Genomic DNA, 23,329 nt, shown 5'->3' with positions numbered 1-23,329 from the left:
CCCGGGCGAACCGGGCCGGCATGGTTTTCAAGCGTGTTGCGGGATTACTCGGACTTGCCGCCGTCCAGCTGAGCGCGCAGCAGCGCACCCAGGCTGGTGGTACCGGTGGCGGCCTCGGCAGCGGTCTTGTTGTACTCGGCCAGCGCCTCTGCGGTTTCCGCCTCGTCCTTGGCCTTGATCGACAGCTGCATCGTGCGGCCCTTGCGGTCCATGCCGATGAACTTAGCCTCGACCTTGTCGCCGACCTTCAGGTGCTGGCTGGCATCGTCCACGCGATCGTGGCTGATATCGCGGGCCGAGACATAGCCCTCGATTCCGTCGGCCAGCTCGATCGTGGCGCCCTTGGCGTCGACTTCCTTGACGGTGCCTTCGACCTTGGAGCCCTTCGGATGCGAGGCCATGTACTGGCCGAACGGATCCTGCTCCAGCTGCTTGACGCCCAGGCTGATGCGCTCGCGCTCCGGATCGACGGCCAGCACCACGGCGTCCAGCGTGTCGCCCTTCTTGAAATTGCGGGCGATGTCCTCGCCGGTCGAGTTCCAGCTGATGTCCGACAGGTGGATCAGGCCGTCGATGCCGCCGTCCAGGCCGATGAAGATGCCGAAGTCGGTGATCGACTTGATCTGACCGGACACCTTGTCGCCCTTCTTGTGGATGGCCGCGAAGGTCTCCCACGGATTGGCGGCGACCTGCTTCATGCCCAGCGAGATGCGGCGACGCTCTTCGTCCACGTCCAGGACCATGACTTCGACCTCGTCACCGACCTGCACGACCTTGGACGGGTTGACGTTCTTGTTGGTCCAGTCCATCTCGGACACGTGCACCAGGCCTTCCACGCCCGGCTCGATCTCGACGAACGCGCCGTAATCGGTGACGTTGGAGACCTTGCCGAACACGCGGCTGTTGGACGGATAGCGGCGGGCGATGTTGTCCCACGGATCCTCGCCCAGCTGCTTCAGGCCCAGGCTGACGCGGTTGCGCTCGCGGTCGTACTTGAGCACGCGCACTTCCAGCTCCTGGCCGACTTCCACCACCTCGGACGGATGGCGCACGCGCTTCCAGGCCATGTCGGTGATGTGCAGCAGGCCATCGATGCCGCCCAGGTCGACGAACGCGCCGTAGTCGGTGAGGTTCTTGACCACACCCTTCAGCACCACGCCTTCCTGCAGCTTGTCCATCAGGGCCTCGCGCTCCTCGGAGTGCTCGGACTCGACGACGGCGCGGCGGGAAACGACCACGTTGTTGCGCTTGCGGTCCAGCTTGATGAGCTTGAACTCCAGCTCCTTGCCTTCCAGGTAGCCGGGATCGCGCACGGGGCGCACATCGACCAGCGAACCGGGCAGGAACGCGCGCACGTCCTTGATGTCGACGGTGAAGCCGCCCTTGACCTTGCCGCTGATGCGGCCGGTGATGGTCTCGTTCTTCTCCAGGGCTTCTTCCAGCTCGTCCCACACCATGGCGCGCTTGGCCTTCTCGCGCGACAGGACGGTTTCGCCAAAGCCGTTCTCGAGCGAGTCGAGCGCGACCTTCACCTGGTCGCCCACACCCACGTCGATCTCGCCGGCGTCGTTACGGAACTGTTCGATCGGCACGATGCCTTCGGACTTCAGGCCGGCGTTGATCACCACCACGTCGTTGCGCACCTCGACCACGGTGCCGACGACGATGGCGCCCGGCTTCAGCTTGGCCAGATGGGTCTGGCTCTGCTCGAACAGTTCTGCAAATGATTCGGTCATTGTTGATTACTCAGTTGGACACACGGACAGGTGCTCACCGCCTGCGCGGCCTCGCCCCTGTCCACCCGTTGCGGCACCAAGGTCGGCTGCCGTGTGTTGGTTGGTTGGATGACCACCCCGGCCGACATGGACGAGGTGGGGTTGATGTCTGCCGCGATCGACTCAGGCCGCGGGCGATGGCACCAGGGCCAGCACCCGCGTCACGACGGTCTCGATGTCCAGGCCGGTGGTGTCGATGAGGACGGCGTCTTGCGCCGGCCGCAGCGGCGCCACCGTGCGCTGGGCATCGCGGGCGTCGCGCGCGAGGATCTCGCGCAGCAGACCGTCGATTGTGACTGAAACTCCCTTGTCTTTCAACTGCTTATAGCGGCGCTCGGCCCGCTCCTCGGCGCTGGCGGTCAGGAACACCTTGTAGGGGGCGTCCGGGAAGATGACCGTGCCCATGTCGCGGCCGTCGGCGACCAGCCCGGGCGCGGTGCGGAACGCCCGCTGGCGCTCCTTCAGCGCCGAGCGCACCTCGGGGATCGCGGCGATCGCCGAGGCCACCGTGCCGGTGGTCTCCAGGCGCAGCTCGTCGGTGGCGTCCACGCCGTTGACCAGCACCCGCATCTCGGCGCCGTCCTGGTCGCGGAAGCTGACGTGGGTGTCGAAGGTGCAGCGCACCAGGGCGGCGGCGTCGGACAGGTCCAGGTCGGCCCAGCTGGCCGCCACGCCGACCGCCCGGTACAGCGCGCCCGAATCCAGGTAGTGCCAGCCCAGCCGGGTCGCGGCCAGGCGGCTGACCGTGCCCTTGCCCGCCCCGGACGGACCATCGATGGTGAGAACGGGAACGGAGGCTGTCATCATGGGGCGGCTCGGCAGGGGAAACGCCGCATTATCGCCGACGCGCGCCTCCTCGCCGGCACCCTCCGGACCGGATCCGAAGAAATTTCCGGCCAACTGCTTGAATCGTCTCGGAAAGCCAGGCTAGAATGGCGGGCTTAGTAGGTTCCATCCCATTCCACGCCGAGGTTTTACGTCATGAAGGTCCTGTCCTCCCTGAAGTCGGCGAAGGCCCGTCACCGCGACTGCAAGGTGGTCCGCCGTCGTGGCAAGGTCTTCGTGATCTGCAAGTCCAACCCGCGCTTCAAGGCCCGCCAGCGCTGAGTTCCAGCGCTGTACGGTGCACCGGAAACCGCCCTTCGCCGGGCGGTTTTTTGTTGCGGTCGCTCTGCTATAAAGACGACCTTACCTGGGGGAACCTCGTGATGAAGCCTCGCATGCGCCTGCTGTCCCTGATTGCCCTGGCTGCGCTGGCCGGCCCGTCCGGCGCGGAGACCCTACTGGTCGACCGGGCGCGCGATCCGGCCTCCAACCTGCCCGTGCGCGGGCTGACCACCAGCCAGGTGGAAGCCAGGTTCGGCGCGCCGCAGCAGCGCCTGGACCCGCGCGGCGGGCAGAAGCGCCAGTGGCCGACGATCAACCGCTGGGTCTACCCCAACTTCACCGTGTACTTCGAGAAGAACAAGGTGATCGACGTGGTGACCAACAAGGCCAGCCCCGGCGAGATCGGCCCCAAGCCGCCGATCCGCTGAAGCCAGTTTACGCGCGGCCTGCGATGCGCAGGCCGGCTTGCGGTCATCGCCCCGACGCGAGCACCGCATAATCAAGCAAGACCTGCCGGTGTGCGATCCCGGCGCAGCTGATGGAAAACCCGATGACCAATGTCCGTTTCCCCGCGGAGTGGGAACCCCAATCCGCGATCCTCATCGCGTGGCCGCATGCCGGCACCGACTGGGCCGCGCGTCTGGAATCGGTCGAAGAGACCTATATCGCCCTGGTGGCGGGCATCACCCGCTTCGAGCCGGTGGTGATCTGCGTGGCCGACGCCGACCTGCAGGTCTACGCCGAGGCGCGCCTGCGCTCGGCGCGCGTGGACATGGACCGCGTGCGCTTCGTCGAGGCGCCGTACGACGACACCTGGCTGAGGGATTCCGGCCCGATCAGCCTGCGCAGCGCCGAGGGCTTCAGGCTGATGGACTTCCGCTTCACCGGGTGGGGCGGCAAGTACGAGGCTTCGCTGGACGACCTGCTGGTCGGCACGCTGGCCGGGGCCGGCGTGTTCCGCGATGCCTATGTGCAGCGCGTGGACTTCGCGCTGGAGGGCGGCGGCATCGAGACCGATGGCGCCGGCACCCTGCTGACCACCTGGCGCTGCCTGCACGAGCGCCATCCTGATGCCACGCGCGCGCAGATCACCGAGACGCTGAAGACCTCGTTGCAGCAGCAGCGCGTGCTGTGGCTGGACCATGGCTATCTGGAAGGCGACGACACCGATGCCCACATCGATACCCTGGCCCGCTTCGCGCCGGGCGATGCCATCGTCTACCAGGCCTGCGACGACGCCGGCGACGCGCACCACGCCGAGCTGACCGCGATGGGCGATGAGCTGGCCGCGCTGCGCACGCCCGATGGCGCGCCCTACACGCTGTATCCGCTGCCGTGGGCGCAGCCGATCCTGGACGACGGCCGTCGCCTGGCCGCCAGCTACGCCAATTACCTGATCCTCAACGGCGCGGTGCTGATGCCCGCCTACGGCGATCCGGCCGATGGCCCGGCCGCCGAGGTGCTGGCCAAGGCCTATCCCGGCCGGGAGATCGTGCAGATCCCCTGCCGGCCGCTGATCTGGCAGAACGGCAGCCTGCACTGCGTGACCATGCAGCTGCCCGAAGGCCTGCTGGCCGCGTGAACCCGCGCCGTGCGGCATCGCGCCCGGCCGCGTGAGCGGCCTTGCGCGGACGCAGGGCGTCCCACACATCCGCGTTACCATCCCTTCTCCCCTGCTGTCGCACTGCCGCCATGACCCGTCGCACCCTGCCCGTTGCCCTGATCCAGGAAAAGAACCACGGCGACGCCGATGCCAATCTGACGGTGATCGAGCAGCGCGTGGCCGAGGCCGCCAAGCGCGGCGCCAAACTGGTGCTGCTGCAGGAGCTGCATAACGGCGCCTATTTCTGCCAGCACGAGTCGGTGCACGAGTTCGACCTGGCCGAGCCGATCCCGGGCCCGAGCACCGCGCGCCTGGCCGAGCTGGCCAAACAGCACAAGGTGGTGCTGGTGAGCTCGCTGTTCGAACGGCGCGCCGCCGGGCTGTACCACAACACCGCGGTCGTGTTCGACGCAGACGGCAGCACGGCGGGCAAGTACCGCAAGATGCATATTCCTGACGACCCGGGCTTCTACGAGAAGTTCTACTTCACCCCGGGCGATCTGGGTTTCAAGCCGATCGACACCTCGGTCGGCCGCCTGGGCGTGCTGGTGTGCTGGGACCAGTGGTATCCGGAAGGCGCGCGGCTGATGGCGCTGGCCGGTGCCGACCTGCTGCTCTACCCCACCGCCATCGGCTGGGATCCTGACGATGCGCAGGACGAGAAGACCCGCCAGCGCGACGCCTGGGTGCTGAGCCATCGCGGCCACGCCGTGGCCAATGGCCTGCCGGTGCTCAGCTGCAACCGCGTCGGCCACGAGGCCTCGCCGCTGGGCGCCTCGGGGATCGACTTCTGGGGCAATAGCCATGTGCTGGGGCCGCAGGGCGAGTTCCTGGCCGAAGCCGGCGGCGAGGCGGAGATCCTCAGCGTCGAGGTCGACCTGCAGCGCAGCGAGCACGTGCGCCGCATCTGGCCGTTCCTGCGCGATCGCCGCATCGACGCCTACGGCGACCTGACCCGCCGTTACATCGATTGATGGCCCATCGCGCGCCGTCCGCATGAACGCCGCGCTGCCGCGCATCCGACCCGTGCGCGTCGAGGACATGCCGGCGATCACGGCGATCTACGCCGCGCAGGTCGACGGCGGCGTGGCCACCTACGAATACGACCCGCCGGACGTCGACGAGATGCGGCGCCGCATGCAGGCGCTGCTGGATCAGGGCTATCCGTATCTGGTGGCCGAGTGCGACGGACGGCTCGCCGGCTACACCTACGCCGGCAGCTACCGCGCCCGCAGTGCCTACCGCTTCACCGTGGAGAACACGGTCTACGTGGATGCGGCCTTCCACGGCCGGCGCATCGGCAGCGCGTTGCTGCAGGCGCTGATCGAGGCCTGCACCGCGCGCGGCTTCCGCCAAATGATCGCGGTGATCGGCGACTCGGCCAACGCCGCCTCGGTGCGCTTGCACCAGCGCGCCGGCTTCCGCACCGTGGGCGTCTTCCAGGGCATCGGCCGCAAGCACGGCCGCTGGCTCGACCTGCTTCAGATGCAGCGCGCGCTGGGTGAAGGCACTGCTGGCGCTCCTTTCGACGAGTAATCCATGACCGATTCCGATTCCACCGCCCTGCCCGCCACGCCTGCGCACGAGGAGGCGGCCGAACAGCCGCAGCGCGTGGTGCAACGCGATGGCGTGCGCTACACGCTGCTGGGCACCGCGCACGTGTCCAAGGCCAGCGTGGAGGCCGTGCAGCAGGCCATCGACAGCGGCGCCTACGACGCGGTGGCCGTCGAACTGGACGCCCAGCGCCTGCAGGCCCTGAGCGATCCGGACGCGCTGGCCAAGCTGGACCTGGTGCAGGTGATCCGCAAGGGCCGCGTGGCGCTGTTCGCCGCCAACCTGGCGTTGGCCGCCTATCAGCGGCGCCTGGCCGAGCAATTGGGCATCGAACCCGGCGCCGAGCTCAAGCGCGCGGTGGACGTGGCCCGCGCGCGCGGGCTGGCCGTGCACCTGATCGATCGCGAGGTCGGCCTGACCTTCAAGCGTGCCTCGGCCAAGCTGGGCCTGTTCGGCAAGCTCAAGCTGGGCGCCGGCCTGCTCGGCGGCCTGTTCGCCTCCGACGAGGTGGGCGAAGCGGAGATCGAACAGCTCAAGCAGGGCGATATGCTCGAGGCCAGCTTCGGCGAGTTCGCCAAGGAGAGTCCGGCCCTGTACGAGGCGGTGATCGCCGAGCGCGACCGCTACATGGCCGCCAGCCTGCGCGAACAGGCCGGCGGCGCGCGCGAAGTGCTGGCCGTGGTCGGCGCCGGCCATCTGCAGGGCCTGGCCAGGCATCTGGCCGAGGACCAGGCCGACCCGGCCGTGGTGCGCAGCGAACTGGAATTCGTCCAGCCCAAGCGCAAGCTGCCCTGGATCATGATGCTGCTGAGCGTGCTGGTGCTGGGCGGCATCGTCTGGGGCTTCTACAGCGGCGGGCTGAAGGTCGGCAGCACGCTGCTGGTGCAGTGGCTGCTGCTGACCGGCGGCCTGGCCGGCCTGGGCTGCCTGGCCGCGGCCGGCCATCCGCTGAGCATTCTGGCGGCGATCGTGGCCGCGCCGCTCAAGCCGTTTCGCCCCGGCCTGCCGGCCGGCGCCTTCAGCGCGCTGGTCGAGGTGCACCTGCGCAAGCCGGCCTATGGCGACTTCCTGGCGCTGCGCGACGATGCGCAGACGCTCAAGGGCTGGTACCGCAACCGCGTCTGCCGCGTGGTGCTGACCTTCATGCTGACCAATCTGGGCAGCATGGCCGGCTTCTGGATCACCGGCGTGCTGGTGGCGCGCAAGCTGCTGGGTTGAGGCGCGGCCCGGCGACGGACGCCGACCGGCACGGCACTCAGGCCGTGCCGATCGCCGTCTCCTGCGGCACGCCGCGTGCGCGGCGCACCAGCCGGCCCATGCCGGCACGCAGGTCGTCCAGGATCGCGTAGATCGTCGGCAGAAACAGCAGGCTGACCACGGTCGAGAACGCCAGGCCGCCGGCGATGGCGCGGGCCATCGGGAAGTACGGCGGGCCGTCGCCGCCCATCTGCGTGCCGCCCATGGCGATGGGCACCATCGCCAGGATCGCCGTGCCCATGGTCATCATGATCGGGCGCAGGCGCTCGCGGCTGCCTTCCACCAGCGCGTCGGTGCGGCTCAGGCCACCGCGGCGCAGCGTGTTGATGTGCTCGATCATCACGATGCCGTTGTTCACCACCACGCCCATCAGCACCAGGATGCCGATGAAGGACATCACACCGAAGGCGGTGCCGGTGAGCCAAAACAGCCAGAACACGCCGAAGATCGAGAACACCACGCCGGACATGATCGCCGCCGGGAACAGCAGCGACTCGAACACCGCCGCCATCACCAGGTAGATCATCAGCAGCGCGATGACCATGTTGAACAGCATCTGCTGCATGGCCTCGCCGTCGTCCTGGTAATCACCGCCGTCGAAGGTGTAGTGGTAGCCGGCCGGGAAGGACATCGACTTGAGCACCGCCTCCATCGCCTCGCGGCCCTTGGGTGCGGTGACCTGCTCGGCCAGGTTGGCGGTGATGGCCAGCGTGGTCTGGCGGTTGCTGCGCGAGATCTGCGAGGCCGACGGCGCCATGTCGATGCTGACCATCGACATCAGCGGCACGCTGCGCCCGTCCTTGGCGCGCACCATGAAGCCCTCCAGGTCGGCGATGGTCGACTGCTCGGCGCCGGCGAAGCGCAGGGTCACCGGCACCTCGGTATCGCCGCGGCGCAGCTCGCGCAGCTTGCCGCCGCGCAGGGCGATGTTGACGAAGCTCGCCACGTCCTGGGCCGAGAAGCCGAACGCGGCGGCGCGTTCGCGATCCACGTGCACCTTCAGCTCGCTGCTCTGGTCGCCCGCGTCGATGCGCACATCGCGCAACTCGGGGCGGCTGGCCAGCGCCGGCAGCACATCGCGGGCGATCTCCTGCAGCACGGCGGTCGAGTCGCCGGTCAGCTGCACCTGCACGCCGTTCTTGTTGCCGCCGCCGTTGCCGTTGCCGCTGCCCATCACGATCTCGGCGCGCGCCGACTTGGGCATGCCCTTGCGCAGCAGCTCGACCCGGCGCTTGGTCTCGTCCGGATCGGTGGTGTCGAACTTGACCGAGCTGGAGGCGCCTTCGCTCTCGCTGAACCACGAATAGATCTGGGTGATGCCCAAGGCCTTGCGCTGGCTTTCCAGGTACTGCTCGGCGCGCGCCACTTCGGCCGACATCTGATCGCGCGTGTAGGAGCCGCGGAACTGGTACAGCACCGAGGTCTCGCCGGCCTGCCCGCCACCGAACATGTCCATCTCGGTCAGCTTCATCGGCACCAGGCTGGCGGCCACGATCAGCACGATGCCCAGCACGCTCCAGCCGCGGTGCTCCAGCGTCCAGCGCAGCAGGCGCGCATAGCGGCGCTGCAGCCACGGGATCAGGCCGCGCTCGGAGCGCAGCAGCGGCGGGGTCTTCATCCGCGCTGACAGCATCGGGATCAGGCTGATCGCCACCAGCCAGGAGGCCAGCAGCGAGACCGAGATGGTCACCGCGATCTGCGCCATGAAGATGCTGATCTGGTTGGTCTCACCGAACAGGTTGGGCACGAACACGATGCAATGGCACAGCGTGCCGGCCGACAGGGCGATGGCCACGTGCCTGGTCCCGAGCAGTGCGGCCTTGACCGGTTCGCCCGGCATCTTCTCGCGCTCCTGGAAGATGCTCTCCACCACCACCACGGCGTTGTCGACCAGCATGCCGACCGCCAACAGCAGGCCCATCATCGTCAGGATGTTGAGCGTGACCCCGGCGAAGTACATGAAGCCCAGGGTCATCACGAAGCAGATCGGGATGGCCAGGGTCACCATCAGCGTGGACGGCCAGTGGCGCAGGAAGAAGAACAGCACGGCGATGGACAGCAGCAGGCCGATCGCGCCGGCCTCGGCCAGTTCCAGCAGCGAGGAAGTGACGTTCTCGCCCTGGTTCTCCATCACCTTGATCTGCACGTCGGACAGCTCGGGCTGGGCACGGATCGCCTCCACCTCGGCCAGCGCGTCGCGCGAGACCTGCACCAGGTTGGCGCTGCGCTCCTTGTAGATGTCCATGCCCACGGCCGGCTTGCCGTCCAGGCGGCGGCCGTAGTCCATGCGCGAGGGCTTGAGCTGCACGCTGGCGATGTCGCCCAGGCGCAGGCCGCTGTCGGCGATCACCAGTTCGCGCAGCTGCTGCAGGTCGGCGACCTCGCCCATCGGCTGCACGCGCAGGCGCTGGCCGTGGTCGTCGATCTGGCCGGCGGAGATCGAGAAGTTGGCCGCCTGCAGGCGCGTGGTCAGGTCGTTGAGATTGAGGCCGTGCGCGCTCAGGCGATCCGGCGCGATCGCCACCTCCACCTCGTTGGGCGCCGCGCCGGAGATCTCCACGCGCGCCACGCCGGGGATGCGCTCCAGCCGGCGCTTGAACTCGCGCTCGATCATGTCGTACGAGGCGGTCATGTCGCGATCCCCGGCCAGGCGCACGCGCAGGATCGGCTGGTCGCTGCTGGACCACTTGAACACCGAGTAGCGCTTCAGATCGTCCGGCAGGTCGCTGCGGATCGCGTCCAAGCGCACGCGCGCGTCGGAGGCGGCGATGGCGATGTCGCGGTCCCAGTCGCTGAACTCGATGAAGAGGCTGGCCGCATCGGCGGTGGCGGTGCCGCGCAGACGCTTGATGCCCGGCATGATCGCCAGCGCCTCCTCGGCCGGGCGCAGGATGTTGCGTTCGACCTCTTCCGGCGTGGAGCCAGGATACGGCAGCTGCACGAACAGGAACGGCGCGGAGATGTCCGGGAAGGCCTCCAGCGGCAGCCGCACCGCCGCGATCGCGCCGATCACCAGCAGCGAGACGAAGCACATCACCGTGGTCACCGGCCGGCGGATGCTCAGCGCAGCGATGCTCATGCGGTGGCTCCGCGCGCAATGCCGTCGTCATTGCTTTCCGGCTCAGGGACCACCGTGCGCACCGCGCCGCGCCGGTCCAGCAGGTCGTAGACGACCGGGATCACCAGCAGCGTCAGCAGCGTGGACACCAGCAGGCCGCCGATCACGGTGATCGCCATCGGCGCGCGCACCTCGGCGCCTTCGCCGGAGGCCAGCGCCAGCGGCAGGAAGCCCAGCAGCGTGCACAGGGTGGTCATCACGATCGGCCGCAGGCGCGAGCGCGCGCCTTCTACCAGCGCCCGCCGCTTGCCCATGCCGGCCGCGCGCAACTGGTTGACTGAGTCGATCAGGATGATCGCATTCTTGGTCACCAGGCCGACCAGCAGGATCAGGCCGATGAACACCACCACCGACACCGGCGAGCCGCTCAGCTTCAGCGCCAGCACCGCGCCGACCAGCGCCAGCGGGATGGTGAACAGGATGACGAAGGGATGCAGCAGCGACTCGAACTGCGAGGCCATCACCAGATACACCAGGAACACCGCCAGCCCGAAGGCGAACAGCAGCGAGCGCACCGAATCGCCCAGCTCCTCGCCCTGCCCGCCGATATGCATCGACACGCCGGCGCCCAGCGGATGCGCGGCGGCCAGCGCCTGCACCTCGCGCACCGCACCGCCCAGGTCGATGTCCTTCAGGCCGGCCGAGACGATCGCCACGCGGCCCTGGTCGGCGCGATGGATCTCGCTGGGGCCGGTGGTGGCGATGACGTCGGCCACCGCGTCCAGGGTGACCGGCCGGCTGCTGGAGGGATTGACGATCAGCCGGCGCACATCCTCGACCGAGGCGCGGTCCGACGCCTGGGCGCGCACCAGCACGTCGATCTTGCGATCGCGGAAGCTGTAGCGCGTGGCCACCTCGCCGCGCACCTTCTGCACCACCGCATCGGCGACCTGGCGCGTGGTCAGGCCCAGCGCGCCGGCGCGCTCCTGGTCGAAGCGGATCTGGATCTCGGGGAAGCCCTGCTCCACCGTCGAGCGCACATCGGTGTAGTGCGCATTGCCGCGCAGCAGCTGGGCCAGGCGCTGGCCGGCGACCTCCAGCGTGGCCAGGTCCTGGCCGCGCAGCTCCACTTCCAGCGGCGTGGACAGGCTGAACAACGCTGGCCGTGCGAAATCGACCTGCGCGCCGGGCCAGGCCTGCATCGAGGCGCGCAGCGCCTCGGTCTCGCGCGCCTCGATCTGCGGAGTGCCGCCATCGGCCATGACCACGGTCAGCTTGCCGATGTTCTCGCCGCTCTCGGTCGGGTTGGCATCCAGCCGCGTGCCGCTGCCGCTGACGCCGAAGATGGCCGCCACGCCGGCGTCCTTGACGTGCTGTTCCTGCAGCGTGCGCAGCACCGCGTCGGTGTCGCGCAGCGGCGTGCCCGGCGGCAGCTTGACCGTCATCTCGAAGCGGTCCTGCGCCAGCTGCGGGATCAGGTCGGTGCCCAGGGTCGGCACCAGCGCCGCGGTGCCGGCCAGCGCAAGCGCGGCCAGGCCCAGCACGCGCCACGGGCGGGCCAGCGCGGCCGGCAGCAGGCGCAGGTAGCCGCGCTCCAGCCAGCCGTAGGGCTTCATCGCCACCGTGCTCAGCCCGCGCATCAGCGGTGCGACCAGGAACACCGCGCCCCGCCCCAGCCTGACCACCAGCCAGGCCAGCCCGAACACCGCACCGCGCACCGCCGCGCCGATGCCGCGCCCACCCAGCGCGAACGGCTTCTGCCAGCGCGACTCCGGCTGCCAGCGCGGATGCGGCGCCTCGGTGGCGAAGCCCAGCGGTGCGCGCCCGCGCAGCGAGCTCAGCATCGGGATCAGCGTCATCGCCACCACCAGCGAGATCGCGATCGCGATCGCCACGGTCAGCGCCTGATCTCGGAACAGCTGGCCGGCGATGCCGTCGACGAACACCAGCGGCAGGAACACCGCGATCGTGGTCAGCGTCGAGGCGACCACCGCCATGCTCACCTCGCGCGTGCCGGCGATCGCCGCCTGCACGATCCCCAAGCCCCGCTCGCGCGCCTTGGCGATGCTCTCCAGCACCACGATCGAGTCGTCCACCACCAGGCCGGTGGCCAGCGCCAGGCCGCCCAGCGACATCACGTTGAGGCTCAGCCCCAGCCGGTCCATGAAGAAGAACGTGGCCACGATCGACACCGGCAGCGACAGGCCGATCACGAAGGTGCTCCAGCCATCGCGCAGGAACAGGAAGATCACCAGGATCGCCAGCAGGCCGCCGATCACCGCGTCGCGCTTGACCTCGCCGATGGCGTGTTCGATGAAGCGCGACTGGTCGTCCAGCGTGTCCAGGGAGACATCGGCAGGCAGCTGCGCGCGCAGGCGCTCCAGCCGCTGCGACAGCGCCTTGGCGGTGGCCACGGTGTTGGCGTCGCCCTCCTTGTAGATGGCCAGTTCCACCGCCTCGCGCCCGGCCAGGCGAATGACCGCCTCGCGTTCCTTGTAGCCCTGGCGCACGGTCGCCACATCGCGCAGCCGCACCGGCATACCGGCGGCGACGGCGGTGCTGCTGGAGGAGGACGCGCTCTGCACCGAGGCGGCGGCGGCGAGCACTTCGGCCGAGCCGCTGGAGGCGGCGATGGCGGCCATCTGCGCGGCCGCGCTGGCCGCGGCGTTGTCGCCGCCGCTGCGCGTGGTCAGCAGCAGGTCGTCGATGTCCTCCACGTTGCCGAACTGATTGACCGTGCGCACCAGATAGCGCTGCGTGCCCTGCTCCAGGCGACCGCCGGACAGATTGACGTTCTCGGCCTTGAGCCGCTCGATCACGGTGGACAGCGGCATGTGCAGCTGGGCGAGCTTCTGCTGGTCGATATCGACCTGCACCTCGTCCTCCAGGCCGCCGCCGACCTTGACCGCGGCCACGCCGCTGACCGGCTCCAGCTTCTTCTTCAGGTCCTCGTCGGCGAAGCGACGCAGCGCCACCAGCTGCCGCTGCGCGGCCAGCGCGTCATCGGCCGGCACCTTGGCCGACAGCGCCAGGCGCATGATCGGCTCGGTGGACGGATCGAAACGCAGCAGCACCGGCGCGCTGGCCTCCAGCGGCAGCTGCAGCGCCTCCAGCTTGTCGCGCACCTCCAGCCCGGCCTGGTCCATGTTGGTGCCCCAGGCGAACTGCAGCACCACATCGCTCTGCCCGGTGCGCGAGACCGAGGTCAGCCGGCGCAGGTTCTTGACCACGCCCACCGATTCCTCGACCGGCTCGGACAGCAGCGTCTCGATCTCGGCCGGCGCCGCGCCGGTGTATTCGGTGCGCACCGTCAGCGTCGGATAGCTCAGGTCCGGCAGCAGGTTGACCTTCAGGCTGCGCAGCGCGATGAAGCCGAACAGCAGCAGCGTCACCGTCACCATCGCCACCGTCACCCGGCGCCGCACCGCCAGGGCGACCAGGCCGCCGCCGGCGCCGGTCTCGTCGTGCGCGTGCTCCCCATTCCCCGTGTGCATCGCGACGTCCTCAGCGCTTGCCGGCCAGCGCGACCTGCGTCGCCGGCGCCGGCGGCGCCTCGATCACCGTCACCGCGCTGCCGTCGCGCAGGGCGACCTTGCCGGCGGTCACCACCGCATCGCCCACCTTGAGCCCCTTGCGGATCTCGACCCAGGCGCCATCGACATAACCCGGCTCGACCGCGGTGCGCACCGCCTTGCCGGCGCGCACCAGATAGACCGCCGGATCGCCATCGTCCAGCAGCGCCGCGCGCGGGATCACCAGCGCGTCGGCACGGTGGTCGTATTCGATCCGCAGCCGGCCGAACATGCCGGCCTGCAGCTGGGTGCCGCCTTCAAACGCGCACACCACGCGGAAGGTGCCGCTGCCGGCGTCCACCACCGGCGCGACGCGATCGACCTTGCCGGTGAAGGCCTTGCCCGGCAGCGCATCGGCCTGCAGGGTCACCGGCTGGCCGGCGCGCAGTGTGGCCAGTTCGCGCTCGGGCACGTTGAGCGTGGCCTCCAGCCGCGAGCGATCGACCAGGCGGATGATCGGCGTGTTGATCTGCACGAAGTTGCCCGGCTTGATCGAGCGCGAGGCGACCACGCCGGAGATCGGCGCCACCACCGTGGTGTAGGACAGCTCCAGCCGCGCCAGGCGGTTCTGCGCGCGCATGTTCTCCAGGTCGTAGCGCAGCTGGTCGACGTCGTTGGCGCTGATCATCTGCTGGTCGACCAGCTTCAGGGCGCGCTGGTAGTTGTTCTCCAGCTTGCGCATCTGCGCCTCGGTCTGCGCCACCGACAGCCGCGCGCGATCGGCGTCCAGACGCACCAGCGGCTGGCCCGCCCGGACCTCCTGACCCTCCTCGACCAGCACCGCCAGGGCCACGCCGGAGGTCTTGGCGATGACCTGCGACTCGGCGCGCGGCTCCAGCGTGGTGGTGCCGGCGTAGCTGGCGGCCACGGCGCGATGGGTGGCCTTGACCGCTTCCACCGGCACCGCGTCGGCCGCTTTTTCCTTGTCCTTGTCCTTGCTCTTGTCGGCCTTGGCGTCGGCGGCCTTGGGGTCGGCGCCCTGCGCGCTGCCGCAGCCGGGCAAGGCGGTGATCAGCGCCAGCGCGAGGGCGGCGGCGCCCAGGACGGTGGCGGGACGGGCATGGGCGGACTTGGACATGGCGATGCGTCGCTGTTGGTGTTGTAGGCAACTACACCACCAAAACAACAACTCGCCATGCGCCGAAGGTCATGGTGACCTGTGTCCTTGATCGCCCATCCCACCGCACGCGCGCCGGCAGCACGGCGCCGCGCGAATCGTGCGTAAGTTGTTGCGCTGCGGCATTTTTTCCGCTGTCGCGCGCTTGCCGGAGACGCTGAACGGCAGGCTATACTCGCCGCAAGCCAAGCGCCGCGGATGGGACGGGGCGCGCGCGAATCCCGGAACACGACATGACGCGATCGTTGTTGCTCGCCGCCTGTTTTGCCCTGCTGTACGCCGGCGTGTCCGGCACGGGCCAGGCCCGCCAGGACGCCCCGGCCCCGGCTCCGGCCGCTGCCCCGACTCCCGCACCCGCCGCCGTCGCCGCCCCGCGCGGCAACGCCGCCGCCGGCAAGCAGCTGTCCTATACCTGCCAGGGCTGCCACGGCGTCATCGGCTACAAGAACGCCTACCCCAATTACCACGTGCCGCGCATCGGCGGGCAGTCGGCCGAGTACCTGGCCCAGGCCCTGACCGAGTACAAGGCGGGCAAGCGCAAGCATCCGACGATGCAGGCCCAGGCCCAGAGCTTCTCCGACCAGGACATCGCCGACCTGGCCGCCTACCTGTCCAGCCTGAAGTAAGCCGACCATGCGCACCGCCTTCGCTACGCGTCTGACCTTCGCCCTGGCCGCCGCCCTGGCGCTGGGCGCCTGCACCAAGCTCGAGTCCACCGACACCGCCGCCGCCGATCCTGGCCATGCCAGCGGCGAGCACGGCAGCGCCTCCTCGGCCGGCCTGCCGCCGGGCAACATCGCCGCCGGCGAGAAGAAGTCGCAGGAAAAGGGCAAGGCCACCGGCCAGAGCTGCATCGACTGCCATGGCGCCGAAGGCGACAAGCCGATCGCGGCCACCTACCCGCATCTGGCCGGCCAGTACGCCGACTACCTGGCCCACGCCCTGCAGGCCTATCGCGCCGGCGATCGCCAGCACGCGCTGATGACGCCGCAGGCCAAGGACCTGAGCGATCAGGACATTGCCAACCTGGCCGCCTACTTCTCCTCGCGCAAGGGTGAGCTGCGGGACTTGCACGGGTTGGATTGAGAGCTCGGCGGCCCAGCCGGTTAAGCCGCTTCTCACAGAACGCTTGCCGTCAGCCCGCGTCACGCCGGGCGCAAGCCGCTTTCAAATCGCCTGGCCTCTGGCCTAAACGCAGCCGACCAACCTTCTACCGTCGTTCCCGCGAAGGCGGGAACCCAGTGGCTTTCGCGCCAAAGCGCCAACCACCTGTGGCTCGCCTCGCGGGATAATGGCTTGCGCCGGTCCGCTTCACCGGAAGCGAGAAGCAACAGCACCCCTCCCCAGCCCTCCCCTTCGCCTTCGGCGAAAGGGAGGGGGCAGAAGCGCTTGGCGCTGTGGTTCCACGCGCCATGCGCGCTTGACTAAGGAACTCCGCTCCGTGACACGCGGTGCGAGAGCTCGCGACCTGGTGCCCCCTCCCTTGCGCGAAGCGCAGGGGAGCTCGAAATTGCGGCTAGCGATTGAGGGGGAGGGTTCGGGGCGTTCCCGATCAACCCAGATGCAAGGCGCCATCGTCGTTCTCCGAGAACGAGGGAACCAGGACCTTCGAGCGACGAGATCTTTCGTGAGAGCGACCGCCTTTAGGCTCCCCGCCCCTCAACTCCCCACCGGAATCGGATTGCGCTTGACCGGGATGTCCGGCGGCGGCCGCGCCGTGGCCGGGTGATCGTTGAGGTTGGGGTCGTAGACGCCGCAGGCGCCGCCGGCCTGCAGGATCGACACCACGCACTTGATGCGCTTGGACGTGCCGGGAATCGGGATCTCCAGGTCCTGGATGCCGGCGCGGACCCAGTCCTGCAGCAGGGTACCGCCGGGCATCCAGTACTTGTCGAACATCGTCGGCTCATAGCCGAACGCCGGACGGTCCAGCCAGGTGCCGGCGTTGTTCGCATCGATCTTGGCCTGCTGGCGCGAGCCCGGCGCGCCGGGGCGGTCCGAGCGCCCGCTGCCTGACGCATCCGGCACCTTGACGCTGCCGTCTGCGTTGAACAGCCCCTGCAGGCCCTGCCCCGCGCCGCCCTGATTGCCGGCCTGCGCGTTGCGCGAGGCGCCCCAGTCGTCGGCGCGCTTCTGGCCCGGCGTGCCCCACTCGTCCGCGGCACGTGCGCCGGCGCCTGGGCTGCTGGCCTGACTGCCGGCGGTCTGGCCGCCCTGCGCCGGCGACGGCGGCGCGCCGCTGTTGGTGGCCGTGTTGGAGGCTTGCTGGCCGGTCTCGGCCGCCGCCCGGCTGGCGCGCTCGGCCTGGCCCTGCTGGGCCTGCGGGCTGCCGGCGTTGGCCGCGCTGGATGCGGCCTCCGCGACGGACTGGGCCGGCGCGGCCGGTGCGGGGGCCGCCGGCATCGGGATCTCGCGCACGCGGGCCTGGGCCGGAGTCGAGGCCGGCAGCTGCACCGGCGCGGGCTCGGGGCTGCGCAGAGCCTGCAGCGCCGGCGCCTGCACCTGGGGCACCGGCTCGGGATTGGGGATCTCGCGCTGGCGCACCTGCGTGGGCGGCGCGGCCGGCGCCGGCAGGTCGACCGCGCGCGGGGCGACCTGTTGCACGGCCACCGGCTGCTGGGTCTGCACCGTCTCCACCTCGCGCACGCGCGCGGCCGGCGGCTGCCACTGCACCTGGGGCGCGGGCAACTGCACCTGCGGCGGCGTGGTCGGCGGCAGGACGAAGCGCTGGGTCGGCTGCGCGGTCTCGGTCACCTGCAGCGGCTGTTCGACCGGCGGCGTCGGCGGCGCTGGGGTTCCGGGCTGCGGCGGGGTGGGCTGCTCGGCCACCTGCGGCGGCGTGGGCGTGGGCGGAGACGGGGCCGCCTGCGCCGGCGCGGGCTGCGCGGGGGCCGGCGCGGCGGCCTCGGGCGTCGCCGCCGCAGGCGCGGGCCGGCTCGCGCCACGCGGCGCGGCCGCGGCGGCCTGCTGCGCGCCAGGCGTGGGCGGCTGCGGCCCCGAGCCACCGCCCTCGCCCGGCGTGCCGCGCCCGATGAAGGTCAGCTGCACGCGGCTGCCGTCTTCCTCGGTCGGCGTGGGCGCCAGCGCCATCAGGCTGACGAAGATCAGCAGCGCCAGGAACGCCAGGTGCAGCAGCAGGCTCCCCAGCCGCCCGACCCAGCGGATCCAGCGTTCCTCGCGCGGCGGCGCCTCGCCGTGCTGCCAGTGCAGCGACCACGCGGCCTGCCAGCGGTTCATCGGCCGCGCCACTGGCGCCGTGCGCGGACGCGCGGCCGCGGCGGCCACCAGCGCCTCGACCGGGGCCAGACTCAGCTGGCCGGCCTGCGCCGGCCGGTTGCGCAGCCAGATGCCCCAGCCGTGCGGCAGGCCGGTGCGTTTTTCCAGAATGGGCGCCGGCCTGCGCTGCAGGAGGGCGGCGATGATCTCGGTGGCAGTCGTCACCGGATGCGGACGGATCAGGCCGCGTCGCGCGGCATGTACGGCGCCTGGCCGCTGTCGTGGTCGGTGGCGTCACGCACCGCGGTCACGCCCGGCACGCGCGTCAACAAGGTCTTCTCGATGCCCTGCTTCAGGGTGACATCGGCCATGCCGCAGCCGTGGCAGCCGCCGCCGAAGCGCAGGAACACCACGCCCTCGCCCGTCACTTCCTCCACCGCCACGCGGCCGCCGTGCGAGGCCAGCTGCGGGTTGACCTCGTGCTCGACCACCCAGCGCACGCGCTCGACCAGCGAGGCGCCCTCGGCGGGCGCCTTGCCCTTGATGTGCGGCGCCTTGATCGTCAGCTGGCTGCCGGCGCCCTGGGTGACGAAGTCGATCTCGGCATCGTCCAGCCACGGCACGCTGGCCGCGTCCACGTACAGGGTGAAGCCTTCGCAGTCCACGGCCCACTCGTCGCCGGCCAGTTCGCGCGGTTCGGCGAACTCCAGCCGCGCGTCGGCGCGCGGGGTGCCCGGATCGACCGCACTGAGCCGCACGCCCAGGCCGGGCGAGGCCTCGCGCTCGATCAGCTTGCGGAAATGGTGCTGGGCGGTCTCGGAGATCTGGATCATGCGGCGTATTCTAGCGGTCTGCCCGCGCACCGGTCAGAACGGAATGGTCACGCGCGGGAATGCTACGTTCCCCGCGCCACCTGCAGGAGCCCCCGATGTCCGACCTCGTCCCCCTGGCCGCCGCGCACTGTCTGCCGCGCAGCGGCAGCGAGCACCGCCTCAGCCAGGCGCGCATCGCCGAGCTGCTGCCGCAGCTGCCCGGCTGGGAGCTGGCCGAACAGGACAAGGCGCTGGTGCGCACCTTCCGCTTTCCCGACTATTACCGCACGCTGGCCTTCGTCAACGCGCTGGCCTACATCGCCCACGCCGAGGACCATCATCCGGACCTGGGCGTGCACTACGACCGGGTGGTGGTGCGTTTCTCCACCCACGACGTGGGCGGCCTGAGCGAGAACGACTTCATCTGCGCCGCCAAGGCGCAGGCACTGGAACCCGACGCATGAACACCCACACCGTTTCCCGTCCGCTGCGCCTGCTGGCGCTGTCGTGTTTCGCCGTGCTGGCCGCCGCCTGCGGCGAGCAGGCCGCGCCCGAGGCCGCCGCCCCGGCCGCCACCGAGCTGACCGCGCTGCAGACCCCGCCGCCGCAGTACCCGCTGGAAGCCGCGTGCAGCGGCCACGGCGGCATCTCCACGCTGAAGGTCACCGTCGGCACCGCCGGCACGCCGACCGAGGTGGTGGTGGCCAAGGGCAGCGGCAACGCGGCGCTGGACGATGCGGCGGTGGCCGCGGTCAAGCAATGGACCTTCAAGCCGGCCACGCGCGGCGGCCAGCCGGTGGCGCAGACCCTCAACGTGCCGGTGAACTTCCCCGCCCCGCAGGTGCGCCCGGACGCCTGCTTCTCGCTGGACGAGAAGGCCAAGACCCCGGCGCAGTGAGCGACCGGCACCCGGCATCGCGTTCCGGGTGAATCGGGTTTCGAGCCGCGTTGACGCTGTAGCCGCCGGAACGCGTTACTCCTTTTAGCGCTCCGCGCGAGCGTCGCTGGGTTCCCGCCTTCGCGGGAACGACGATAGAAGCTTCTCAGCAGCACTCAGCCCGCGCGGCCGCGCAGCGGCTCGACTCCGGTCATATTGGCCCCGGCCAGGCGCATCAGCTCGATGAAGCGCTGCAACTTGGCCGGCTGGTGCCGCGCCGGCGGATAGACCAGGTGCACTGGCAGCGGCGTGGCGCGCCAATCCGGGGCCAGGTGCAGCAGCCGACCCGCGGCGACGTCCTCGGCCACCAGCCAGGCCGAGGCGATGCACGCACCCAGCCCGGCCAGCGCCGCGGTGCGCAGCGCGTGCAGGCTGTCGGTGCTCAGCCTGGGCCGGATCGGGAAATGGCACTGCCGCCCGTCCTGGCGGTGGGTCAGGCTGATGTCGTTGCGGTAGAACAGGTTGATCGCCAGCCAAGGCAGCGCGCGCAGGGTCTCGATCGCATCGGGTGCCTCGCGCCCTTCCAGCAGTTCCGGCGCGCCGACCACGATGCGTGGCACCTCGGCGATCTGCACCGCCACCACCGAGGGATCCATCACCGTGCCGACGTGGATGGCGCAGTCGATGTTGTCGGCGACGAAGTCCGGCTCGCGCTCGTGCAGCAGCCAGTCGACCGAGACCTGCGGATAGCGGCGCAGGTAGTCGGCCATCGGTTCCATCAGCTGCCGCTGGCCGAAGGCGTGCGGCACCACCACGCGCAGCAGGCCCTGCGGGGCCTGGCCGGCGCCGCGCAGGTCGTCTTCCAGCGCCTGCCAGTCCTGCAGCAGGTCGCGGGCCTTGTCGTAGCAGCGCGCGCCGTCTTCGGTCAGCGTCATGGCGTGGGTCGAACGGCGCAGCAGCTTGAGCCCGAGCAGGCGTTCGAGCGCCTGCAGCCGCCGGCTGACGGTGGGCTGGCTGGCGCCGAGCTGCGCGGCGGCGGCCGACAGGCTGCCGGCCTCGACGATGCGGACGAAGGTCTGCATCAGCTCGAGGCGGTCGGTTCCGGTGGAATTCGGCTCTTGCATACGCCCGACGCATAGGCATTGTGTCGGCGCGCAGGCTACCACGCGCGCCGGGCGGCCCGGAGAATACCGCGCACCCCACCGTGCAGCCGCTCGACGCCATGACTCACATTCAATATCCGCATGAAGCCCCAGGCCACACCGGCCTGCCGCGCCGGCTGGTGCTGCTGCTGGCGATCGGCGCCGGCATGAGCGTGGCCTCGCTCTACTACAGCCAGCCCATGCTCGGCGTGCTGGCCGGCGACCTGCATGCCAGTGCCCAGACGGCCGGCCTGGTCCCCACGCTCAACCAGCTCGGCTATGCGCTGGGCATCCTGCTGTGCGCGCCGCTGGGCGATCGTTACGACCGCCGCCGGGTGATCCTGGCCAAGTGCGGCCTGCTGGCGATGGCGCTGGCCATCGGCGGCCTGGCGCCGGGCATGACCACCCTGCTCTGCGCGAGCCTGGCGATCGGCCTGACCGCCACGGTGGCGCAGGACTTCGTGCCCGCCGCCGCCACGCTGGCGCGGATCGAACACCGTGGCCGCATCGTCGGCACGGTCATGACCGGCCTGCTGCTGGGCATCCTGCTTTCGCGCGTGGGCAGTGGGCTGATCGCGGGAGTCTGGGGCTGGCGCGCGGTCTACCTCATCGCCGCCGTGGGCATGGTCCTGGTCGGGCTGGCCTCGGCGCGCTGGGTGCCGCGCTTCGAGCCGACCACCACGGTGGGCTATGGCGCGCTGCTGGCCAGCCTGGTGCCGCTATGGCGCGCGCACCCGGCGCTGCGCCGCGCCACCTGGGCGCAGGCGACCCTGGCGGTCGGCTTCAGCGCGTTCTGGTCGACGCTGGCGGTGATGCTGCAGGACGCGCCCTTCCACCTGGGCAGCGCGGTGGCCGGCGCGTTCGGCCTGGCCGGCGCCGCGGGCGCGCTGATGGCACCCATCGCCGGCCGCATCGCCGACCGGCGCGGCCCGGGGCTGGTCACCCGCCTCGGCGCCGGGCTGGCGGCGGGCGCGTTCGCGCTGATGCTGGCCGGGCCGCTGCTGCCGATGCACGGCCAACTGGCCCTGCTGGTGGTGGGCACGATCGGCTTCGACCTGGGTGTGCAGGCCACGCTGGTCTCTCACCAGACCATCGTCTACGGCATCGATCCTGGGGCGCGCAGCCGGCTCAACGCGGTGTTCTTCACCGGCATGTTCATCGGCATGGCCAGCGGTGCGGCCCTGGGCAGCGTGCTGATGCAGCACCTGGGCTGGCCGGGCGTGCTGGGCCTGGCGGTGCTGACCTCGTTGCTGGCGCTGGCGATCCGGCTCGGCGCGCACCGCGACGCGGCGGCGGCCGGACGTTGCGCGCACGTCAACGTCGCGCCGCCGCTTCACCACGAAGCATGAGCATCGCGCGCGGCAGGCTGGGGCCACACCCCTCCTGGAGATCCGCATGTCCACCTCGCCGCAAGAGCTCGAAGCCGCCTTCTGGAAGGCCCTCAAGTCCGATCGCACCGTGATGCTGGGGCTGGAGGGCATCGAAGACGGCCATACCCGGCCGATGACCGCGATGATCGAGGGCGACGAAGGCGGCCCGATCTGGTTCTTCACCTCCATCGACAATGCGATGGTGCAGCAGTTGGGCTCGGGCCACCGCGCGATCGCCGCCTTCGCCGCCAAGGACCACGACCTGTTCGCCAGCGTGCGCGGCACGCTGGTGCTGGACACCGACCGCGCGGTCGTCGATCGCCTGTGGAATCCCTTCATCGCCGCCTGGTATGAAGGCGGCAAGGACGATCCGAAGCTGGCCCTGCTGCGCCTGGATCCGGACCAGGCCGAGATCTGGAAGAACGGCTCCAGCCTGCTGGCCGGGCTGAAGCTGCTGCTGGGGCGCGACCCCAAGCGCGACTACGCCGACAAGGTCGCCAAGGTCAATCTGGCCTGATGACCCGCGCAACGCCCCGCGGCCGATGCTGCGTCGCGTCGTGACCCGTCTCCGGGGCGGGCGGATAGTCGGCTGAACCAGGACCGCGCCGGTCCTGCTTCGCCAGCCGCCCGCCCGCCTCCGGAGATCCGCATGAAAGCCGTGATCGCTCTGCTCGCCGCCGTCGTCCTGCTCGCCATCGGTATCCCGCTTTCGCGCGCCATCAGCAATGGCGAAGAACACACCATCACCCGCACGCTGGATCCGGATGCGCCGCGCCCCGTGCGCGAGACCGCCAAGCCGCGTCCGGCGCAGGTCAGCCACGCCGACACCGATCCCAAGCCGGCCGCCGCGCCGCGCTAGCCGGTCCGAT

The 23,329-nt window shown here is 70.3% G+C and carries 20 protein-coding genes and 1 pseudogene; 13 read left to right on the top strand and 8 right to left on the bottom strand.

Annotated elements, in window-relative coordinates; all coding sequences use genetic code 11:
- Window positions 1-44: 44 nt before the first annotated feature.
- Both rpsA and cmk read right to left on the bottom strand, forming a co-directional pair.
- Complete coding sequence (gene rpsA, locus QE438_RS04685; protein WP_306992160.1) at window positions 45-1,736, bottom strand: 30S ribosomal protein S1; 1,692 nt, start codon at window positions 1,734-1,736, stop codon at window positions 45-47.
- Between the two features lie 162 nt (window positions 1,737-1,898).
- Window positions 1,899-2,579: a (d)CMP kinase gene (cmk, locus tag QE438_RS04680; protein ID WP_130523030.1), complete on the bottom strand. Its 681-nt coding sequence runs from the start codon at window positions 2,577-2,579 to the stop codon at window positions 1,899-1,901.
- A 177-nt stretch (window positions 2,580-2,756) separates the two neighbouring features.
- On the opposite strand from cmk, the gene ykgO reads away from it, so the two are divergent.
- The 6 genes from ykgO (at window position 2,757) to QE438_RS04650 (ending at window position 7,257) form a co-directional block, all read left to right on the top strand.
- Entirely contained in the window at window positions 2,757-2,882 is a 126-nt protein-coding gene (ykgO, locus tag QE438_RS04675) for a type B 50S ribosomal protein L36 (RefSeq protein ID WP_010342887.1), read from the top strand.
- Window positions 2,883-2,983: 101 nt separating this feature from the next.
- The gene (locus tag QE438_RS04670; protein ID WP_130518676.1) at window positions 2,984-3,310 is read left to right on the top strand and encodes a hypothetical protein; all 327 of its coding nucleotides are present in this window, start codon (window positions 2,984-2,986) and stop codon (window positions 3,308-3,310) included.
- Between the two features lie 122 nt (window positions 3,311-3,432).
- Window positions 3,433-4,464, top strand: a complete 1,032-nt coding sequence (locus tag QE438_RS04665) for an agmatine deiminase family protein (protein ID WP_306992215.1) — start codon at window positions 3,433-3,435, stop codon at window positions 4,462-4,464.
- Between the two features lie 110 nt (window positions 4,465-4,574).
- A complete protein-coding gene (locus tag QE438_RS04660; protein WP_130531300.1) occupies window positions 4,575-5,459 on the top strand; it encodes a carbon-nitrogen hydrolase in 885 nt (294 codons plus the stop codon).
- 22 nt (window positions 5,460-5,481) lie between these two features.
- A complete protein-coding gene (locus tag QE438_RS04655) occupies window positions 5,482-6,021 on the top strand; it encodes a GNAT family N-acetyltransferase (RefSeq protein ID WP_306992217.1) in 540 nt (179 codons plus the stop codon).
- Between the two features lie 3 nt (window positions 6,022-6,024).
- Window positions 6,025-7,257, top strand: a complete 1,233-nt coding sequence (locus QE438_RS04650; RefSeq protein ID WP_286577537.1) for a TraB/GumN family protein — start codon at window positions 6,025-6,027, stop codon at window positions 7,255-7,257.
- Window positions 7,258-7,294: 37 nt separating this feature from the next.
- On the opposite strand, the gene QE438_RS04645 is transcribed toward QE438_RS04650, so the two are convergent.
- The 3 genes and pseudogenes from QE438_RS04645 to QE438_RS04635 form a co-directional block, all read right to left on the bottom strand.
- On the bottom strand, window positions 7,295-10,375 hold the full coding sequence (locus tag QE438_RS04645; protein WP_306992219.1) for an efflux RND transporter permease subunit: 3,081 nt from the start codon (window positions 10,373-10,375) through the stop codon (window positions 7,295-7,297).
- Window positions 10,376-10,443: 68 nt separating this feature from the next.
- Window positions 10,444-13,848: pseudogene (locus QE438_RS04640) on the bottom strand (efflux RND transporter permease subunit); the annotation flags it as partial.
- 10 nt (window positions 13,849-13,858) lie between these two features.
- Window positions 13,859-15,004 (bottom strand): efflux RND transporter periplasmic adaptor subunit, encoded by a 1,146-nt coding sequence (locus QE438_RS04635; protein WP_306992221.1) that lies wholly within the window; start codon window positions 15,002-15,004, stop codon window positions 13,859-13,861.
- A gap of 272 nt (window positions 15,005-15,276) precedes the next feature.
- Here QE438_RS04635 and QE438_RS04630 point away from each other — a divergent pair, with 272 nt between their 5' ends.
- Complete coding sequence (locus QE438_RS04630) at window positions 15,277-15,669, top strand: cytochrome c (RefSeq protein WP_306992223.1); 393 nt, start codon at window positions 15,277-15,279, stop codon at window positions 15,667-15,669.
- Window positions 15,670-15,676: 7 nt separating this feature from the next.
- Window positions 15,677-16,129, top strand: coding sequence for a cytochrome c (locus tag QE438_RS04625; protein WP_130518693.1), 453 nt, complete (start codon window positions 15,677-15,679; stop codon window positions 16,127-16,129).
- A 573-nt stretch (window positions 16,130-16,702) separates the two neighbouring features.
- Here QE438_RS04625 and QE438_RS04620 read toward each other — a convergent pair.
- Both QE438_RS04620 and QE438_RS04615 read right to left on the bottom strand, forming a co-directional pair.
- Window positions 16,703-18,484, bottom strand: coding sequence for a transmembrane repetitive protein (locus tag QE438_RS04620; RefSeq protein ID WP_306992225.1), 1,782 nt, complete (start codon window positions 18,482-18,484; stop codon window positions 16,703-16,705).
- Between the two features lie 14 nt (window positions 18,485-18,498).
- On the bottom strand, window positions 18,499-19,092 hold the full coding sequence (locus tag QE438_RS04615; protein WP_130518698.1) for an NfuA family Fe-S biogenesis protein: 594 nt from the start codon (window positions 19,090-19,092) through the stop codon (window positions 18,499-18,501).
- Window positions 19,093-19,187: 95 nt separating this feature from the next.
- Here QE438_RS04615 and QE438_RS04610 point away from each other — a divergent pair, with 95 nt between their 5' ends.
- A complete protein-coding gene (locus QE438_RS04610) occupies window positions 19,188-19,535 on the top strand; it encodes a 4a-hydroxytetrahydrobiopterin dehydratase (protein ID WP_130518700.1) in 348 nt (115 codons plus the stop codon).
- Window positions 19,532-19,969: an energy transducer TonB gene (locus QE438_RS04605; RefSeq protein ID WP_306992227.1), complete on the top strand. Its 438-nt coding sequence runs from the start codon at window positions 19,532-19,534 to the stop codon at window positions 19,967-19,969. Before QE438_RS04610 ends, QE438_RS04605 begins: the two co-directional genes overlap by 4 nt.
- A gap of 155 nt (window positions 19,970-20,124) precedes the next feature.
- Here the strand turns inward: QE438_RS04605 and QE438_RS04600 are convergent, their stop codons facing one another.
- A complete protein-coding gene (locus QE438_RS04600; RefSeq protein ID WP_306992229.1) occupies window positions 20,125-21,030 on the bottom strand; it encodes a LysR substrate-binding domain-containing protein in 906 nt (301 codons plus the stop codon).
- Between the two features lie 140 nt (window positions 21,031-21,170).
- Between QE438_RS04600 and QE438_RS04595 the strand changes: the two genes are divergently transcribed.
- The 3 genes from QE438_RS04595 to QE438_RS04585 all read left to right on the top strand — a co-directional run bounded on the left by QE438_RS04595 (window position 21,171) and on the right by QE438_RS04585 (window position 23,319).
- Entirely contained in the window at window positions 21,171-22,439 is a 1,269-nt protein-coding gene (locus QE438_RS04595; protein WP_306992231.1) for an MFS transporter, read from the top strand.
- 46 nt (window positions 22,440-22,485) lie between these two features.
- Window positions 22,486-22,977 (top strand): pyridoxamine 5'-phosphate oxidase family protein, encoded by a 492-nt coding sequence (locus QE438_RS04590; protein WP_306992234.1) that lies wholly within the window; start codon window positions 22,486-22,488, stop codon window positions 22,975-22,977.
- Window positions 22,978-23,109: 132 nt separating this feature from the next.
- The gene (locus QE438_RS04585) at window positions 23,110-23,319 is read left to right on the top strand and encodes a hypothetical protein (protein ID WP_130522435.1); all 210 of its coding nucleotides are present in this window, start codon (window positions 23,110-23,112) and stop codon (window positions 23,317-23,319) included.
- Window positions 23,320-23,329 lie beyond the last annotated feature (10 nt).

This window comes from Pseudoxanthomonas sp. SORGH_AS_0997, from assembly GCF_031453535.1.
In the GTDB taxonomy this organism is placed as follows: domain Bacteria; phylum Pseudomonadota; class Gammaproteobacteria; order Xanthomonadales; family Xanthomonadaceae; genus Pseudoxanthomonas_A; species Pseudoxanthomonas_A winnipegensis.
Note: the sequence above shows the minus strand (reverse complement) of the source record. Positions and strands in the feature narration are given on the sequence as shown.

Excerpts from the sequence above, each read along its gene's own strand:
- rpsA (WP_306992160.1), bottom strand. The coding sequence starts at position 1,736 with ATGACCGAATCATTTGCAGAACTGTTCGAGCAGAGCCAGACCCATCTG.
- cmk (WP_130523030.1), bottom strand. The coding sequence starts at position 2,579 with ATGACAGCCTCCGTTCCCGTTCTCACCATCGATGGTCCGTCCGGGGCG.
- ykgO (WP_010342887.1), top strand. The coding sequence starts at position 2,757 with ATGAAGGTCCTGTCCTCCCTGAAGTCGGCGAAGGCCCGTCACCGCGAC.
- QE438_RS04670 (WP_130518676.1), top strand. The coding sequence starts at position 2,984 with ATGAAGCCTCGCATGCGCCTGCTGTCCCTGATTGCCCTGGCTGCGCTG.
- QE438_RS04665 (WP_306992215.1), top strand. The coding sequence starts at position 3,433 with ATGACCAATGTCCGTTTCCCCGCGGAGTGGGAACCCCAATCCGCGATC.
- QE438_RS04660 (WP_130531300.1), top strand. The coding sequence starts at position 4,575 with ATGACCCGTCGCACCCTGCCCGTTGCCCTGATCCAGGAAAAGAACCAC.
- QE438_RS04655 (WP_306992217.1), top strand. The coding sequence starts at position 5,482 with ATGAACGCCGCGCTGCCGCGCATCCGACCCGTGCGCGTCGAGGACATG.
- QE438_RS04650 (WP_286577537.1), top strand. The coding sequence starts at position 6,025 with ATGACCGATTCCGATTCCACCGCCCTGCCCGCCACGCCTGCGCACGAG.
- QE438_RS04645 (WP_306992219.1), bottom strand. The coding sequence starts at position 10,375 with ATGAGCATCGCTGCGCTGAGCATCCGCCGGCCGGTGACCACGGTGATG.
- QE438_RS04635 (WP_306992221.1), bottom strand. The coding sequence starts at position 15,004 with ATGTCCAAGTCCGCCCATGCCCGTCCCGCCACCGTCCTGGGCGCCGCC.
- QE438_RS04630 (WP_306992223.1), top strand. The coding sequence starts at position 15,277 with ATGACGCGATCGTTGTTGCTCGCCGCCTGTTTTGCCCTGCTGTACGCC.
- QE438_RS04625 (WP_130518693.1), top strand. The coding sequence starts at position 15,677 with ATGCGCACCGCCTTCGCTACGCGTCTGACCTTCGCCCTGGCCGCCGCC.
- QE438_RS04615 (WP_130518698.1), bottom strand. The coding sequence starts at position 19,092 with ATGATCCAGATCTCCGAGACCGCCCAGCACCATTTCCGCAAGCTGATC.
- QE438_RS04610 (WP_130518700.1), top strand. The coding sequence starts at position 19,188 with ATGTCCGACCTCGTCCCCCTGGCCGCCGCGCACTGTCTGCCGCGCAGC.
- QE438_RS04605 (WP_306992227.1), top strand. The coding sequence starts at position 19,532 with ATGAACACCCACACCGTTTCCCGTCCGCTGCGCCTGCTGGCGCTGTCG.
- QE438_RS04600 (WP_306992229.1), bottom strand. The coding sequence starts at position 21,030 with ATGCAGACCTTCGTCCGCATCGTCGAGGCCGGCAGCCTGTCGGCCGCC.
- QE438_RS04595 (WP_306992231.1), top strand. The coding sequence starts at position 21,171 with ATGACTCACATTCAATATCCGCATGAAGCCCCAGGCCACACCGGCCTG.
- QE438_RS04590 (WP_306992234.1), top strand. The coding sequence starts at position 22,486 with ATGTCCACCTCGCCGCAAGAGCTCGAAGCCGCCTTCTGGAAGGCCCTC.
- QE438_RS04585 (WP_130522435.1), top strand. The coding sequence starts at position 23,110 with ATGAAAGCCGTGATCGCTCTGCTCGCCGCCGTCGTCCTGCTCGCCATC.